Below are 15,632 nucleotides of genomic sequence, written 5' to 3'. Positions count from 1 at the left end.
CAGTGTAGGGGGCGCAGGTGTTTTTCGTCAATCTTAAGAACGAAACTAGGTGATTGCTCGACTTATCACAAGGTACCGCTAGACCGGCCGAGAGAGTTTCAGCAGATCGTAGATACGTTGATCATGGAGCGTGTCGGCAATCAGCTGTGCCCCATCAAATGTGTGCTTTCTGCTATGATCTCCGGGTACAGCAATGGCATGTGTACCCGCATCAATTGCCGCCCTGCAGCCCGTTTCACTATCTTCGAACACGGCAATTTCTTGCGGGGAAACCGCAAGACGACTTGCCGCAGTCAAATAGATTTCAGGATGTGGCTTGCCGTGCTGTACCTCATCACCCCCGATTACAAAATCTAAATCGGGCGTGATGTTAAACCGACTCAGCAAATCGAGCGCAGTCGAGCGACTGGCGCTGGTACAAACAGCTAGTGGGTACCTGGAATCCTTCAACGATTTGAATAACTCAGTGAAGCCAGGCATCAACCCCAGGGAAACCTCCAAGATATCTGCGAAGATCTCTTCCGATTCTCGTTCCAGAATTTGGATCGTATCCGCCAAGTCGTGCCAATCGATCATCGCCTGAAATGCCACCGGAGCTGGTCGGCCCATCATGGCATCGGTCAAATCTTGCGTCAGGTTGAGACCACGCCGTCGTAAGATCTCGGCAGATACTTTGGGATAGAGCATCTCGGTATTCAGGATGGTTCCATCCATATCAAACACCACGGCGCGGATCGCAGACATCTCGTTTTCTACTTCTTACGGGGTAATTGAATGAGTAAGGCGAACCTGGTTTCTGGGAAAGCCTGTTTCGGTTGTCTCATTTTTTCCCAGATTGCCCAAGAGGGGCCGCGTTGCCAAGCGGGGGAAGTCCGTGATATATTGAGGAACTTAGTGACCGTCCCCGACGTCCACATAGGGGAGAACGGTAACCTGGGGATGTGGCGAAACTGGCAGACGCGCTAGATTTAGGATCTAGTTCCGCAAGGAGTGCAGGTTCGATTCCTGTCATCCCCACTTCTTTTTCTCATCGCCGCGTAATTTTCATTCGCGGATCGGATAGAACACACTCTGATATCCGGCATGTTTGCCGAATCACACTCACACTGGACCTAGCTTGTCCACGTTGCCGAGCATGACACGTTCCACCACCTTTTGGTGGAACGTGTCTCTCTATCTCAGCATCAATTACCACTTTCGGGGCAAAGGCAAGTCAATGTGCCGCTCAAGCCACGACGTGCGTTGACCAACCACAACAAGAAGAGCGTGAGAATCATCTCTCTCAATTAGACGTTTCTAGGCGGGCATGGCCGCCACGCGTTTGTAACTAGTCAATGCGTACTGCCGAAGTGTCATAGCAAGAACCTGCGAGTCGCTTTGCAATTAGCACCCTTGTAGCGCCAGACATACAACCTAATAGAACTACGACTCCCTGCCTTTGACGAACAGGCACGACTCTTTCGCGGGGAATCACATACCCCCACACGTAGACAATTGCAATCCACCCTGCAGTACAGTCCATGTTAACAGTTACATCATCTATCGATCCGCGTCGATGCGTTTCGGTGGGAACCTAAGTGGTGAAATATAAGATGTCGATGAGTCTACATGCTATGTTTCATATAACGCGAAGATGTCCTGCTTGCGGCTAACATCAAGCATGTTGCGAAAAATCCACGAGACATACTGACGTTCTCGGAGATTGCGGACATCGCGAAATCTCTCACCGTCTCATCGACGATTGACTAGTTTATGCTTACACTAGAATTCAACGTCGACACTGCATCTATCACATTTATCTGTTTAACACAAAAAAGTAATTACCATGGCCAAACGCCCAGCAAACAAACCTTCCAAAGCCGATGCTATCCGCAACTATCAGAAGGACAATCCAGGCGCGTCTCCTTCCGTTGTTGCCGATGCGCTTAAGAAGTCAGGTTACAAAGATGTAACGCCGCAATATGTCAGCACCATCAAGTCGATGGATAAACGCAAATCACAAGGACCTGGCAAGTCTGGCAAGATTACGGCCGATGACTTAATCACCGCGAAAGAGTTCGTCGAAACGCTGGGTGGCGTTTCTCGTGCTAAAGAAGCAGTCGATATGCTAAGTCGACTTTCTGTTTAAGGCCTTGCCCGAATACGGCCCAGGCAACCTATCTCTTGATCAAGGACTGGATGCGAGGACTGGGATCAGTCGTTAACTCGGCCTTCAGTTGCCTTAAGAGACGAGGATCGGATGAAGTTATGAGAGCGGCCGCAGCTGCATAGCGGACGCTCTCATCTGGGTCCTTCGTCATATAGTAAAGCCACGTCTTGCGATCATCACGCTGCATGAGTGGCAACTCGCGTACAACTTGAAGCCGCTGGGCTATTTCTGGGTGCGAAACACGTGCAGCAAGTTCTAGATCGGCTGATGTAAATCGCCTGGATGTCAATTCATTACGTGCGTGCTCTACTAATCGCGTGCTTTGAGCATGAAGCTTCCAGATAACTTCCAATGTCGTTAGGGATCCATAGTTAGGAAGTTCTTCCAGCGGCTTAGGCCCCGGATCGATATGCCTTGGTGACGAAGTCAGTGGTGGAAGCTTGAGGGGCTGGCCGATACTCAGTAGTTGATTGGCACGTAACGTCTCATTCACATCTGCACTCGTCGTAACAGATGGTTCTAATGGAATTTGGGAGGCCGTGCTTTTCACACGAGGAAGTGTCGGCAAATCAGCCTGATTCCATGGCAGGCCAGAGCTAAGTGGTACCTCGTTGACATGTTTGATCGGTTCGATTCTAGGATACGTTGCTTCTTTGGTATCGGCTTGATCGAGATACTCTGACAGCATCGCGTCACTTGCCGCCGGTTCAGATGCCGCCTTCGAAGCTGCCGAGCGATTCATCAACCGTTCGACCGCCACGAGAAAAGCTCCTTCCTGTTGAGTCGCTCCTCCCATGTCCCAACCAGCCATTCGCACGGCCATTTGATGGACGTCGTCCCGAACCTTGTCGGGATATTGGGCCATCTCCTTGTGTAATGCCTCGGCAAGTTGCGTTGCATCGTTGGCAATTTGAATGCCGGAGTACTGCTCCCATTGCTTGATCTGCTCGTGCAAGCGACGACTTGCCTCTAACGAAATCGCCGGCCGATCCGATGCCATCCACTTCGCAAGTTTCTGATAAGGCGTGGGCGAATGCTGTAATACCAGCGTCATTCGCTCGGGAATTTCGCCTTCGGATGCATTCATTAGGACGTCATCCATTCGACTGGGTAGCAGATACCATCGAGCCGCGATGCTGAAGCCGAGAAATGCCAACAGGATCACCGCGACCATGACTGCGGTCATGCGAACGGGATACTGTGTGAAACCGGCTTGCTGTTCCATCGGTCTGCTCGGGATAGGACTGCTGGCATCTGCATGAAGCACGCAGAATCGCTCTGCTAGCACACGGTTCGCCAGGGGAATCTCAGAATGATTGTGGCGATCATAGCGATTTGTCCGAATTAAGGGTAAGGCAATCTAGCCATCGCGAAGCCAAGGGGGAATGCTTGCATGCCGATTATTCGATCTCTATCCGCAATTACGCCGCTTCCCTCTCTTTACCGACGCGTTGCTTCCTTAGCTGCGCTGGTGATGTTGGCATGGCTTGCGTTACCGACGAGCTGCTATGTGCAGGCAGAAGAACCAGAAGCAACCTTAGTTAGCTTCAGCCGCGAAGAACGCCAAGATGCACTGCGTCAGATTCCATTCAATAACTTGCGTCCGCACGACCAGAACCGGGTTACCGATGTGGTCAAAGACCCTAGCATCTTCCGGCGACTGCCGGTTCAAGTGATCGATTGTGATCCTGAACTTTACGCGTTCCTGGTATCCTATCCCGAAGTCGTGGTCAGCATCTGGGAGTTGATGGGAATCACCACGGTCCAGGTTCAACGAATTGGCCCTGCCAAATTCCATGCCAATGATGGGGCAGGCACGGTAAGTAATGTTGACATAATCTACGCAGACAATGACACGAACGTCTTCTTTGCTGAAGGGTACTACGAAGGTCCTTTGGCCCCTAAGAAGATCACGGCGCAGTGCGTGTTGGTACTGAAATCAGGCTTCACCAAAGCGGCTAATGGCAAGGCATACATCTCGAATCGCTTGGATGTATTCGTGAAGTTCGAAAGCCGCGGAGCCGATTTCCTAGCTCGAACTTTGCATCCGCTGATCGGCAAGACCGCAGATTACAACTTTGCCGAGACCTCCTCGTTCATTGGCAAAATCTCGAAGAATGCCGAAAGCAACGTGGCTGGTATGCAGAATCTGATCGCGAAGTTGAACAAGGTCGAGCCGACCGTACGAGAACAATTCGGCGATGTGGTCGGTCGCGTTTACCAGCGAAAGGTAATCGCCGAGCGAAATCTTCAGCAACAAATGTCGCAGGAAGATACCAGCGAACCGGTACCGTTGGCATCAGCTCCTGCCCGAGAACCGGCGGTACTGGAACAGTTTGCACCAGGCGATGCCAAGCCGCTCGCGGTCAATCGAATAAAGCCCACATCCGAGGAAGGAACCCCTGTGGCAGCTTATGCCCCGGTTCCTCGCAAGCGTCACGCAGAACTGCGACGCTAGGAACTTCGAAAGTGCTCGCCCAGCGATAGTCTCAATGACGTAGCCGATCTGAGAAATTCAAAAGGCTGCTACGCCGTTGTTCCGTTCGGAGAGAAGTGCGACTTGGCCAATTCCTTGAGCTCCCTCAGATCGAGCTTTCCGGTACCGAGAATCGGGATCTTGTCGACCTGAACAAAGCTATCGACCGAAGGTATGAATAGGTTCGGCAATCCCGACTGTTTTAACCGTTGGCAGATTTCCTCTGGCGTCTGATCGAGTCGTGTGTGAAGGACGACAATGCGTTCTCCCTTCGTCGGGTGATCCACGGCAGTGACGGCCACAGTGAGACCTTCTTCTTCCTCATTATCTCGTGGGCCGATAATCGATTCGATGGCTTCCTCAATGCGTACGTGCGGGATCATCTCGCCGCCGATCTTCGAGAAGCGGCTCACGCGACCAGTGATTTTCAGGAAACCATCTTCGTCAATGAGTGCGACGTCGCCCGTCTTATACCAGCCATCCTGCAACACTTCGCTGGTCTCTTTCGGCATGTCAAAATAACCCTTCATCACATTCGGACCTGTGATGTAGAGCATGCCGGCTTCGTTGACTCCCTTCGGCTCTCCCGTGTCGAGATCTACGATTCGAGCGGCGACGTTGGGAATCGGCCGACCAACAGTTCCTTCCTTCCGATCGATTTGGAAATTATCAATCGATCGGGCTGGGGGAATATTCACGGCAACCAACGGAGACAATTCGGTCGTACCATAACCCTCCACGGGCCGGACGCCAAACTTCTCCTCGAAGGCATCGCTAAGATCGCCCGGTAACTTCTCGGCGCCAGCGACCACAATTTCGAGGGTCGCGAATGCTTCCTTGTCGACGCGTCGCAGATAGCTCCGTAGGAATGTAGGCGTCACCAGAATGGCGGTGCCTTTATGCTTCTTGGTTAGATTACCGATCACCTTCGGTTCAAGCGGGCTGAAGTGGTAGGCCAGCTTGACGTCGATTCCAAACAGCGTCCACAGCGTGACCGTGTATCCAAAGGAATGGAAGAACGGAAGAATGCCAATGATCACGTCGCTGCGATTGAGGTGAATCATCTGCTGGATAGCTTGCACATTGGACGACACGTTTGCGTGGGTCAGCTGAACCCCTTTCGGCACGCCGGTCGATCCTGACGTGAAGATAACGGTAAGCGTGTCGTTCGGGCCGATCTTATTCAGCCCATAGACGCGGTCTAAGATCCAACTTGGTGTCACGAAAGCGGTGAACAGGCAGCTGATCTTATCCCACGCGGTTGGCTTGCTGGCCAAATCTTCCAGGTATACGACTTCGCAATCGAGGTCCCAGTCGAACTTGTCCATAAACTTCCGGCTGGTCAGCACCGATTGAATACCACACTTTTTAATGCAGTAGTTCATCACCTCGTTGCTGGTGGTGTAATTCAAGTTAACGGCGACACGTCGATCGAGCGCCAATGCCCCGTTCACCGCGGCTCCAGCAACCGATGGAGGTAGCAGGACACCGACATATTGCTCCTCTTTTCGCCGCTTGAGGATGTGCCGATTCAACAGACGACGAAGCACCAGGATTCGTGTCAGGAAGATACCGCCAGACAAGTCGACCCCCGTCGAGTCCGCAACCTTTGAACTGAACAATCGGCTCTTACAGATGCGAAGCATGGTCTTCGCTGGTGGAATTACGCGGTCGACACGACGCTTGAACGCGATCGCCCCGAGCTCTTGAACGGCCTGACGAATCTGGTGAATGCCGTGGGGAGGATCGATCGGTTCGCCAAAGTGAATCGAAATCGGGATTTGCAAACTTCGCGGCATCTTCCAGAAGAACCGCCCATCACTGAACGTGAAGACACTACCCCAAAGTTCGTCAATAAACACCGGCACCACGGGAGCCGACGTACCTTCGACCATCTTAAGCAGGCCCGGTCGGAAACCTTGAATCTGTCCACTGCGTGTAATTCCGCCTTCGGCAAAGACGCAAACGAGCTCCCCATTCTCGATTGCCTCACGTCCCGCCTGAAGCGCCCGTTGAATGCCTTTCGGCCCTCGATCGATCAGGATCGCCCCATGGTATTCAACGAACCGGCGGAACCATTCGCTCTTGAAATTGCCACCCCAAACCAACATGCGGACCGGTCGGCTACTAGTCAGCATCAACAGCACACCGTCGAGCCACGAAACGTGATTCGACACGAGCAAAGCGCCCCCTTCGGCTGGCAGATTTTCGCGATCGTGAACACGAATGCGGTAGAAGGTTTCGCTCGCCAACCATACCAGAAACCGGAGCGAGTTCTGAGGCAGGAGATAAAGAATGTAAAATAGAATGGGAATCGTAACCGCGCTACACAGCAAAAAGATCTGACGCGAACTTAGGATCGGAAGTTTCGTCGCCTGCAGAAAGACCTGACCGACAAGGCGTTTATCGTCTGGATACCGATCGATCAGCTTGCTCTTTTCCGGCGGTTTTTCGTCGGCAAACGCGACTTGAAGTTGGGTCAGTAAAAGCGAAGCGAATGCATACTTCTGCTCTTCCTCGCTTGACGAAAGAGACTTCGCGATAGCATCCGGTTCGACGGTAGCTTCTGGATCCTTCTGTAAATCAGCTTTGAGCTGAGTTGCTTCCTTGTCGACCGTCGACTTGAACTCTGGACTGATCTCCAACTTGGCGATCTGCCCGATGTTTTCAACACTTCCTTCGTAAACACGCTCGGTCAATCCCCAGAAGACGACCGAGATGAATAGAATCCCACCGAACGTGAGGAAATTCGTCGCGGCGAGAATGGTCCCCCGTTTCTCGGCCGGAGCTCGATGCTGAAGGAATGCCGCTAAGGGAACCTCGAACAGACCAGCCGAGAGCCCCATAAGGAACAACAACAAGCTGGCAAAGAAGAAAACGAAATTCTGCTGGCCCGCCTCGTTGACGATGTTTTCAGGCGTGAGGAATAAGAAGAACGAACATATCGCCAAACCGGTCGCCCCGAGCGGGAGAATCCCCATTTCAACGTGACCTTGCGACCAGTACCCGGCAAGCACGCACCCTACCGCGGTTCCGACGACAAGCACAGCGAGAAGTGGCCCAACATCGGTTTGATTGGTCGCACCACTTTCCGAAGCGAACTGATCGATGTTCAACTGGGCCAATGCCGCCAATGTCCAGAAGAACGCACTTCCCACGGCTACGTAGAAAATTGCCTGATTGGCTCGTAAGACCTTCAAATCTTTCAGGACGTTCTTGAACGGATTCCAAGGGAACTTCATGTCAGGCTGATTCACCGGAAGTCGCTGAATCCACATGCTGGTCACGATACCGACCAGTGCGAAACCGACCATGATGAGGCCAGCTGCCCACAAATGGGTTGTGCCTTGATGGGTATAGTCGCTAAGAAGGTTACCGACGATCGTGCCCAGTGCCGTGGCGACCACGGTTGCTAGGCCGATGATTCCATTCGCGGACGAGATATGCTTGGTCTTGAGTATTTCGGGAATGGCCCCCAGCTTGGCGGGACCGTACATCGCACTTTGGGCCCCAAGCATGAAGACGACACTTAACATCCATTCAAGCTGTCCGGTCAACGCGAGGCCGAGCCCGATGATCATGATGACGACTTCGGCCACTTTGCACGATACGATCACCGATCGCTTGCTAAAACGGTCGGCAAAGTAAGCGGCATGCGGAGCGAAAATCAGATAAGGTGCCACCATGCAGGCGGTCCCTGCCATGAGAATAGCCCCAACATCTTCGGGATAACGTTCCTTACCGATCCCGATCACAAACCAACGGAAAATATTGTCGTTGGCGGCGCCGAAGAACTGCGTCAAAACAAGGCCAATGAAACTTAGCGACGAAAGGGTAGTCCGTTCGTCGTCTTGTTCTCGGATGGTGGGCTCGTGGACGCCAGGGGCCATACGTCTATTCCGCGCGCTGCTTGCCTTGGTTGCAATTCCGTAAGACTAGCCGATTTGGGGCGTTTAACCAACGCCACAAGATAGCTGATGGCATGATTTTGCCAACGCTTTTCTACGCGGAATTATCACGAATATGCGGCAGATCAGGGGGCAAGAATCCCGGAATTCGTGTCAGCAGGCGGATTCGACAGCTAGTGGCCACTAGTTATGCGGGAAGATTGGCATCAACCAAACGTCGCATGGTCTCTTGGAGATGTTCCGGCAAGAAAGGCTTCACGATGAAGTCTTGAGCCCCTTTTCGGACGGCTTCAGCAACTAAGGAAGTCTGATTTAATGCGCTGACGACGACAACTTTGGCCTCCGGATCATGCTCAATGATGTGCTCCAGGCCATAAATACCGTCATGTTCTGGCATGACAATGTCCATCGTCACGACATCAGGCGTCAGCGACTTGTACATTTCCACGGCTTCTTTACCGTTTTGCGCTTCACCGACGATCGTCCACCCATCTTCTGTGAGCGAATCAATCACCAGTTTGCGCATCAAGAGAGAATCATCGCAGACCAGGGCTCGACCACGGGAAGAATCAGATGTGTTCATGGCAAGACTTCTTTCGGTGAAAACCGTGTCAGGTAAGACGCGGGAGTTTGTGCTCCTTTTATAAGTAGGTCGCAGCAAACGCGTGGTAACGGTATCGAACGCGATTTCTCACAGCCCCACCAAAATCTGCTCCGATTGATCGTCTGATTCGATTTCATCCCCATTTCCGTTGCAATCGTCACCACAATTGCAGAGGTCGATCTTTTGAAAAGGCTCGTTCGCCCCCCTGCGACTTCACGAAATTAAACAGAGACGGATTGTTACATCCTGTGAGACAAGAACGTTAAGTTCAGCGGAGCGGACCCGTGGAAATCAATCGCAACCAGTACTTCATGATTGGAATTGTCCTGTTGGCGCTGGGGATCCAGTTTCGCCTTATCGACTCGGTGACGCTGACCAGTGAAGCCAGCCAGTTTCTTGCAAAGCGTTTCGCTGCAAAACCTGCGGAACCGAGCGATGTTCCAACAGCGTTTGTCGCCGCCGCGGCCGAGCAAACTCAGGTTGCCCAAAAGCGAACCATCAAACCGCCGCAATGGATGGGCTGGGCACTGATCTCAATGGGGGGCGTTTTGGTCCTTCACAGCCTGGCAATGCCGAAGCCTGGTTAGCCGATTCTATCTAAGTTCCTGGGTATGTTAGGCCCTGAATTTGCACCGGGAAAACGCCAGTTGAGCCTACTGCTTGACGATCCACATGTCGTGCAGTTTGCCAAATAAGTTCCCCTAACCAGAGTGTGGTTAAATGCCATTCTCCCTGGAAGGGGGCCCCACTAATGCCGCGGTCGAAGCAGGATTGGCCTCTTTCATTAATTTGTCGCCGCGACTTGTTCCGTAGCTCCATCAAGCAGAGTGAACTCAGCTCATCCCATGTCAGAAAATAACCATCCGGGGTGGTCGCTACTGATAGTAAGATCTGCTACAAACCCACTCTATTGAGTGTGTCTTCGCAAAAAACTTAGAGGATAAAACGCGCCCACCCCTGAATCGTAGCCAAAGCTAAATTCGTTAGATCATTGATTTTCTCACATTTTTGGGACAGAGAAAGTTGCCATGACTAATGCCAACAACAACCCAGCTTGGGGCAATTAAGTCACTTTTCCATGCGCTCGAACTCCATGATTTTTCGGATTCCGAAATCGTAGAACCGGGCGAAGCTTTTCTCATCGTTCAAGCCAGATTCCGTGCGCTGAAAGACCACACATGCGCCGTGCTGGAATCGTTACCCCATCTGCGAAACAAGTATCTGCGCGAATTTGAATTCGTAGATCTTGTCCTCGGACGAGTACGGACATTCCTAGCCATGGAACGTCCGCTTGCGATGCAAGATATGCTCTCGGCGACTAGCGCCATCCAGTTCCTTTCGCGAAAGCTCATCGAGCTTCACGACCTTCCTGATTCAGTTCTTGAATACCCCGTCGAAGAACTCTTTGAACGGGACCTTGAAGCCGTCAGCTGACGCAAACCCACCACGGAAGTTCCGAACTTCAGTGAGTCAACGCTCTGGCAGCCATAACAAGATTTAGCTGCCGTATCGTCGCCACTCACGTTCTTCCATTACTTCGCCTTGCAGTACCCCTCCAACGTAAAATCATGCCCATTTCAACGTGAAATAAGTCTATTTGACGAGTTGTCATCACGTCAGGATTACGGAGTTCATAACGATACGGAAACCCCGTTGCTGCGCGTATCTGTCCCACGTTCAGCTCGGGGCAACCGAGGGCCGGCCGCAACCAATTTGCGGTCGGCCCGTTTTTTTTGACACGCTAAGCTAGAAAGGCGATGACTGCCCTGCCCTTGCTCGGTAGAACTAGATGCACCGGAAAATCAACGGGCGTTGTACGGGCGATACCTCGGATTCTCATCCTGGATGAACCGAGGATTCCCTGTCAGTTGATTCGAATCACGAATCGCACTGTAAGGCCGCAAACGAACGTCATCCAGGCTTGCTGAGAAAGTCCCCTGTCCAGGGACAACAAGCCGTAGTAGCAAGATTCCGTACGGAGAGATCCCACCGTCGGTGGCAGGGGAGTTCCCTTGATACGGAAGCCGAGCGACACGAGAATCGTATCGAGCCGTCGTCTGGTTTAAGGAGATTCGCCAGGAACCAATCCGTTCGAACCGAGAACCCTGGCCTTGAGGAACCGCTGAGTAGCTTTCATTGTGAAACGCGTAGAGTTCCGCCTCCAGATAACCTCGCACGGAAGTTGGCATCCCTTCGGTATCCTCAGCCGTGAAGGTAACTTCCAAACCATCAACGCTTGGATCCCTGTCCCAATTCTTGTAAGTCGCCCAGGCCGCAAGCGAGGCAACTGGTGCCGACTTCAGGCTTGCCTCTTTCTGTTCGACCGACACTTCGTGTTCGTTACTAATCGATTGGGACGGGCCAATCTCGATCAAACCAGGGACTTGGCCATCTTGCGAGTTGGCTTCATGAACTCGATGAATGAGCGTTTTAAGATGCTCGAACGATGCAGGCTCTTCGTTGATGGTCAGTTCGCGAATCGCCTTCCACGCAATTGGGCGGGTCAATTCAATCGAACCGCGCGACGAAGTAATCCGCACGGTGTCGAAGTCGCTCTTCGGTGAGAGCCTTCCACGAAAGGTGCGTCCACTAGCAGTCGTCAACTCAACAATGGAGGTCGCCGACAGATCCTGCGCCAGAATCATGTTCGAGCCGATCGCCATCAGTCCGCTCAGGACGAACAGAATAGCCACAGCAAAGGGCGCAAAAGAGAAGGGAGTGAAAGCATCGTACATGGCAATTCTGATAGTAGAGGGGGATTGGTTTGCCTCCCTCCACCTGATGCAGTCGTAATGCCAATGCTTGAACGCCAGGCAGTCAAGGCGACTAACTCCTTTCCCAAAATTGATTTACGACAATGCAACGCGATCTTGCCATGTTTCGATTTCGCAACATGCGTGATTTTCCGCAACGTGATGAAGAAAGAAGGCAGCGCATTAGATCGCAACCTAGACTTTTACCGTGGATCCATGAACTCGATTTATGAGCAACCAAGACCATGAATAAGTGGCTGCCCAGTTTTGTAAGCCTGTTATGTGGTTTGGCCTTCCTATTGGCCGCCGTTTCGCCGTCAACACCGAATGTTTCTGCACAGGACACTGACACCGGGCAGACGGACATGGCACGCCAGGAGGAAGAACGGTTCCAAAAGAAGAACCGTCTGCGGGAGGGAGCCGAAATCGTCGATCAGATTGGCAGCTTTGAGTGGATCGGCGATCGACTCAGCTTCTCCCCCGAGGAAGGGGATCACGTCTTCAAGATCCTGGAGAATCGGATGATGGAACGCGTTGTCCAAACTCAAGAGACGTCGACGGGCAAACTCGTTTGGGTGGTGACCGGTACAATCACCGAATACCGTGGCAGCAACTACTTGTTGATGAAGCACGTGATTTTGGACGGAAAGCGAAACGACTAATCACAACACGCTTTCTTATTATTCTGACAAATACCAAATTCTCCGCGAATCGGCAGCCATTTGATCGCCAGCTAGCAGCCGCGTGCCACCTGGAAGCCGATAGGTCGTTGACAGCGCGTAAGTGAAAATTATCATAGGGTTTAGCGTTTGAGACGATTCTGGCGCTGCAGTGGCCTGTAAGATTCTCAGAATGCTTCGTTTTTCCTTTGTGTTCGTGAATCTCGCTACGTTAGAATTCTGCGAAGTCTTCAGGTAAAGGGAACAAAATCAATGTCGGACCAAAAACGCCTTAAGATCTCGGACGTGGATGGCGTCGCGGTGGTTGAATTCAAGGATCGGAAGATCCTCGATGACATCCAGATCCAAGAGATCGGACAAGAGTTTAGCGACCTAGTCGAGGTCGATGGCAAGCGTACAATTCTGTTGAACTTCTCGCATGTCGAATTCCTTTCCAGCTCGGCGCTCGGCAAGCTGATCAGTCTGGACAAGCACGTTAAACAGAAAGACGGCACGCTCAAGATGAGCAACATCCGTCCTGAAATCATGGAAGTGTTTGCAATCACGCGACTGAACAAGCTTTTTGATATTAAAGACGACGTTCCAGACGCTTTGGCAGCATTTCGCGGCTAATTGGGCGGCTGGCGTTTTCGTATATCACCTTTTATCGCTACACTATTGCTATCATCCGTCGTGTGGCGCGATGCCAGGTGGCCAGCAGTTCTTCAATCAGGTTCCAGGCAAACCTGATTGCCTTTTCCCGTAACACTCCTCCCATTTTGATTGCGCTTAGTTATGGGCGACGACAATAACTGGCTATGGTCCTACGTGGAGACAATCCCTAGCGACACGGCGGAAGGCCAGCGCCTGATCAAAGAGCTGCTAACCCAACTTGAAAAAGCGGAATGGGCCTCGCACGACTCCTTTGGAATCCATCTGGCTGCGGAGGAAGCGATCGTCAACGCGATCAAGCATGGCAACAAACAAGATCCGAACAAGTCGGTTCATGTCGATATACGGGTGGGCAAAGAAGAAGTTTTGATCCACATCACGGATGAGGGTCCTGGCTTCAATCCAGAAGCGGTGCCAGATCCGACGCTAGACGAAAACCTGGACATCCCCTCAGGCCGTGGGGTCATGCTTATCAAGGCCTACATGACCGATGTCCAATACAACGAGCAAGGCAACTCGGTACGAATGACCAAAACTCGGTCCAACTAGACGAAATTAAGTCTTTTCAGCGAACCAGTTTCCGCCGCGGCCTGTCCTGCTCGATACAACCGCACCTTGCAAGCAACCGACACCCTAAACTTTCGTTTGAGGTGCCCTTGTAAGGGCGAAGGAAAAAAGTAAACTTAGACACTTCTGATCCCCTGTAGCTCAGTTGGTAGAGCAGGCGGCTGTTAACCGCCCTGTCGCAGGTTCGAGTCCTGCCGGGGGAGCCTTTCTTTCACGCGGAATCTCCGCTGACAGACCAGTAAACGTGAAACGCCGAGAGTGCAAGTTCTCGGCTTTTTTCGTTTGTGCTCCTGTCCAACGTAGTCTCTGGTTTCACCGGTTCCGTGTGAGACAACGCCCTTTGAAGATGGAAGTGAATCCGATTGTCGCATTCGGATTTCAGCTGTAGACATTTCTGATTCAGTGCGCCGACTTGAATTGACGATTAGGCTGATTCTTCTGATTAAACCAAGGGAAAGTTCTTTGTCAGCCCAAGACCGCGTTACGGTCGGTTTGTGACGTAGGCATATGGGTAATGGGTATTGATGTGCTGGGAATTTCCGACAATTTAGGCTTGTCAGCCAAGTGATAAGCAACACTTGAGTCGATCGATTTGGAGGAATCAAAGTGCTGGAATCCTCCATAATGATTTCGAGACCACTTATTCGTGAGAAATCTAGTGACTTGCGCTTGCCGAACTGATGAACGTCGCATCCGTTTAAGATTTGAAACCAATGTAGATTGGGAAGGGCACCTTCTTCAGTTTGCAGAGCTGCGAAACTGGAAGCAATGCGACGACGGCAACGAATTCTCGGTGTTAGTTGGGGGAAACTCTCGCTACTTGATAGTGAATGACGTCGTTAATTTCCTCCGCGCAGTTCTCGAACCGGCCTTTATTGGATCGATCTCAGCACGCTGGGAAAATGCGGCCCCCACTTCTGGCTGTTGTTCCCAGAGTGCGACTTGTGAAATTCTTCCTAGCGAGCAATTCATTCCGCTAGAAGAGTTTGCACCGTTGAATGCGACTCCGCTCGTTGAGTTGCTACGAGCGCGACGTATCACGACTCATTTTCAGCCTGTCTTTCAAAGTGATGGAAAAACGGTGTGGGGTTACGAGTGCCTCATGCGTGGCGTGGGAAGTGACGGTCAACTCGTTTACCCTGCCGAGTTGATTGCCTGGGCAACCCAAGAGCGACTGACATTTATGCTCGATCGAGTTTGCCGAGAGACCCACATTCGGAATGCCAAAAAAGTATTACCCGATGAGGCTTCGATCCTTATCAACTTCTTGCCAACCGCGATTTATGAGCCTGCTTTTTGTTTGAAATCGACGATCGCCGCAGCCAAGTCGGCAGGAATTGAGCCCGACCGAATTGTTTTCGAGGTGGTGGAAACAGAAGCCGTGGATGACCGAGAGCATTTAACCAATGTGCTCCTCTACTATCGAGAAAAAGGATTTCGTGTCGCGTTGGATGATGTGGGCGAAGGGTTTGCAGGCTTGAATATGTTGGCCGATCTTAACCCAGACCTGATCAAAATCGACATGAGCCTTGTTCGCTCCGCCGTCAATTCTCCGATCCACAAAGCAATTTGTGGAGCCTTGGCAGCGATCGCGAAAGAGTGTGGAAGACTATGCCTGGCCGAAGGGATTGAAACGGAAGAGCAGTTCAAGCTGATGAAATCGCTGGGGGTCGATCTCTTCCAGGGATACCTGTTAGGTCGACCACAACCATCCCGTTTTGAAAACAAGGTGATTTCGAACACTGATAGCTCGAGCATGGAATTGGCTGGCGCAACGTCGAAGTGAATGGGTCTGCTCCTCGGTTAGCCATCCGCCCTTAGGACGCGTGACATTCGCAACCGAG

General features: G+C 51.9%; 13 protein-coding genes and 2 tRNA genes. 10 read left to right on the top strand and 5 right to left on the bottom strand.

Going from position 1 to position 15,632, the window contains the following annotated elements; all coding sequences use genetic code 11:
• Positions 1–78: 78 nt before the first annotated feature.
• Positions 79–744 (bottom strand): HAD family hydrolase, encoded by a 666-nt coding sequence (locus C5Y83_RS25280; RefSeq protein ID WP_105332585.1) that lies wholly within the window; start codon positions 742–744, stop codon positions 79–81.
• A gap of 191 nt (positions 745–935) precedes the next feature.
• Between C5Y83_RS25280 and C5Y83_RS25275 the strand changes: the two genes are divergently transcribed.
• Positions 936–1,017: transfer RNA gene (locus tag C5Y83_RS25275), tRNA-Leu, on the top strand.
• An 808-nt stretch (positions 1,018–1,825) separates the two neighbouring features.
• Positions 1,826–2,128 carry a hypothetical protein gene (locus C5Y83_RS25270; protein WP_105332584.1) on the top strand — a complete coding sequence of 101 codons (303 nt, stop codon included), beginning with the start codon at positions 1,826–1,828 and terminating at the stop codon, positions 2,126–2,128.
• A 28-nt stretch (positions 2,129–2,156) separates the two neighbouring features.
• Here C5Y83_RS25270 and C5Y83_RS25265 read toward each other — a convergent pair whose 3' ends face one another.
• Positions 2,157–3,374, bottom strand: coding sequence for a HEAT repeat domain-containing protein (locus C5Y83_RS25265; protein ID WP_105332583.1), 1,218 nt, complete (start codon positions 3,372–3,374; stop codon positions 2,157–2,159).
• Between the two features lie 168 nt (positions 3,375–3,542).
• Here C5Y83_RS25265 and C5Y83_RS25260 point away from each other — a divergent pair, with 168 nt between their 5' ends.
• Positions 3,543–4,607 carry a hypothetical protein gene (locus tag C5Y83_RS25260; protein ID WP_105332582.1) on the top strand — a complete coding sequence of 355 codons (1,065 nt, stop codon included), beginning with the start codon at positions 3,543–3,545 and terminating at the stop codon, positions 4,605–4,607.
• 68 nt (positions 4,608–4,675) lie between these two features.
• Here the strand turns inward: C5Y83_RS25260 and C5Y83_RS25255 are convergent, their stop codons facing one another.
• Both C5Y83_RS25255 and C5Y83_RS25250 read right to left on the bottom strand, forming a co-directional pair.
• The gene (locus C5Y83_RS25255) at positions 4,676–8,515 is read right to left on the bottom strand and encodes an MFS transporter (protein ID WP_105332581.1); all 3,840 of its coding nucleotides are present in this window, start codon (positions 8,513–8,515) and stop codon (positions 4,676–4,678) included.
• Positions 8,516–8,720: 205 nt separating this feature from the next.
• Positions 8,721–9,116 (bottom strand): response regulator, encoded by a 396-nt coding sequence (locus C5Y83_RS25250; RefSeq protein ID WP_105332580.1) that lies wholly within the window; start codon positions 9,114–9,116, stop codon positions 8,721–8,723.
• A gap of 305 nt (positions 9,117–9,421) precedes the next feature.
• On the opposite strand from C5Y83_RS25250, the gene C5Y83_RS25245 reads away from it, so the two are divergent.
• On the top strand, positions 9,422–9,724 hold the full coding sequence (locus C5Y83_RS25245) for a hypothetical protein (protein WP_105332579.1): 303 nt from the start codon (positions 9,422–9,424) through the stop codon (positions 9,722–9,724).
• A 448-nt stretch (positions 9,725–10,172) separates the two neighbouring features.
• Positions 10,173–10,571: a hypothetical protein gene (locus tag C5Y83_RS25240; RefSeq protein WP_105332578.1), complete on the top strand. Its 399-nt coding sequence runs from the start codon at positions 10,173–10,175 to the stop codon at positions 10,569–10,571.
• Between the two features lie 368 nt (positions 10,572–10,939).
• Here the strand turns inward: C5Y83_RS25240 and C5Y83_RS25235 are convergent, their stop codons facing one another.
• Entirely contained in the window at positions 10,940–11,872 is a 933-nt protein-coding gene (locus tag C5Y83_RS25235; RefSeq protein ID WP_105332577.1) for a hypothetical protein, read from the bottom strand.
• Positions 11,873–12,135: 263 nt separating this feature from the next.
• Between C5Y83_RS25235 and C5Y83_RS25225 the strand changes: the two genes are divergently transcribed.
• From C5Y83_RS25225 to C5Y83_RS25205, 5 genes are all read left to right on the top strand, one after another.
• Entirely contained in the window at positions 12,136–12,552 is a 417-nt protein-coding gene (locus C5Y83_RS25225) for a hypothetical protein (protein WP_105332575.1), read from the top strand.
• Between the two features lie 270 nt (positions 12,553–12,822).
• Positions 12,823–13,182: an STAS domain-containing protein gene (locus tag C5Y83_RS25220; protein ID WP_105332574.1), complete on the top strand. Its 360-nt coding sequence runs from the start codon at positions 12,823–12,825 to the stop codon at positions 13,180–13,182.
• Positions 13,183–13,344: 162 nt separating this feature from the next.
• Complete coding sequence (locus tag C5Y83_RS25215; protein WP_105332573.1) at positions 13,345–13,770, top strand: ATP-binding protein; 426 nt, start codon at positions 13,345–13,347, stop codon at positions 13,768–13,770.
• Positions 13,771–13,918: 148 nt separating this feature from the next.
• A tRNA-Asn gene (locus C5Y83_RS25210) sits at positions 13,919–13,991 on the top strand.
• Positions 13,992–14,782: 791 nt separating this feature from the next.
• Entirely contained in the window at positions 14,783–15,574 is a 792-nt protein-coding gene (locus C5Y83_RS25205) for an EAL domain-containing protein (RefSeq protein ID WP_158262513.1), read from the top strand.
• Positions 15,575–15,632 lie beyond the last annotated feature (58 nt).

It is taken from the genome of Blastopirellula marina (assembly GCF_002967765.1).
GTDB lineage: Bacteria > Planctomycetota > Planctomycetia > Pirellulales > Pirellulaceae > Bremerella > Bremerella marina_A.
This window is presented reverse-complemented; position numbering and strand designations above follow the sequence as displayed.

Bases quoted from the DNA above. Each gene is read 5' to 3' on its own strand.
- C5Y83_RS25260 (WP_105332582.1), top strand. From the start codon at position 3,543: ATGCCGATTATTCGATCTCTATCCGCAATTACGCCGCTTCCCTCTCTT.
- C5Y83_RS25235 (WP_105332577.1), bottom strand. From the start codon at position 11,872: ATGTACGATGCTTTCACTCCCTTCTCTTTTGCGCCCTTTGCTGTGGCT.
- C5Y83_RS25280 (WP_105332585.1), bottom strand. From the start codon at position 744: ATGTCTGCGATCCGCGCCGTGGTGTTTGATATGGATGGAACCATCCTG.
- C5Y83_RS25250 (WP_105332580.1), bottom strand. From the start codon at position 9,116: ATGAACACATCTGATTCTTCCCGTGGTCGAGCCCTGGTCTGCGATGAT.
- C5Y83_RS25265 (WP_105332583.1), bottom strand. From the start codon at position 3,374: ATGGAACAGCAAGCCGGTTTCACACAGTATCCCGTTCGCATGACCGCA.
- C5Y83_RS25240 (WP_105332578.1), top strand. From the start codon at position 10,173: ATGCCAACAACAACCCAGCTTGGGGCAATTAAGTCACTTTTCCATGCG.
- C5Y83_RS25255 (WP_105332581.1), bottom strand. From the start codon at position 8,515: ATGGCCCCTGGCGTCCACGAGCCCACCATCCGAGAACAAGACGACGAA.
- C5Y83_RS25215 (WP_105332573.1), top strand. From the start codon at position 13,345: ATGGGCGACGACAATAACTGGCTATGGTCCTACGTGGAGACAATCCCT.
- C5Y83_RS25270 (WP_105332584.1), top strand. From the start codon at position 1,826: ATGGCCAAACGCCCAGCAAACAAACCTTCCAAAGCCGATGCTATCCGC.
- C5Y83_RS25220 (WP_105332574.1), top strand. From the start codon at position 12,823: ATGTCGGACCAAAAACGCCTTAAGATCTCGGACGTGGATGGCGTCGCG.
- C5Y83_RS25225 (WP_105332575.1), top strand. From the start codon at position 12,136: ATGAATAAGTGGCTGCCCAGTTTTGTAAGCCTGTTATGTGGTTTGGCC.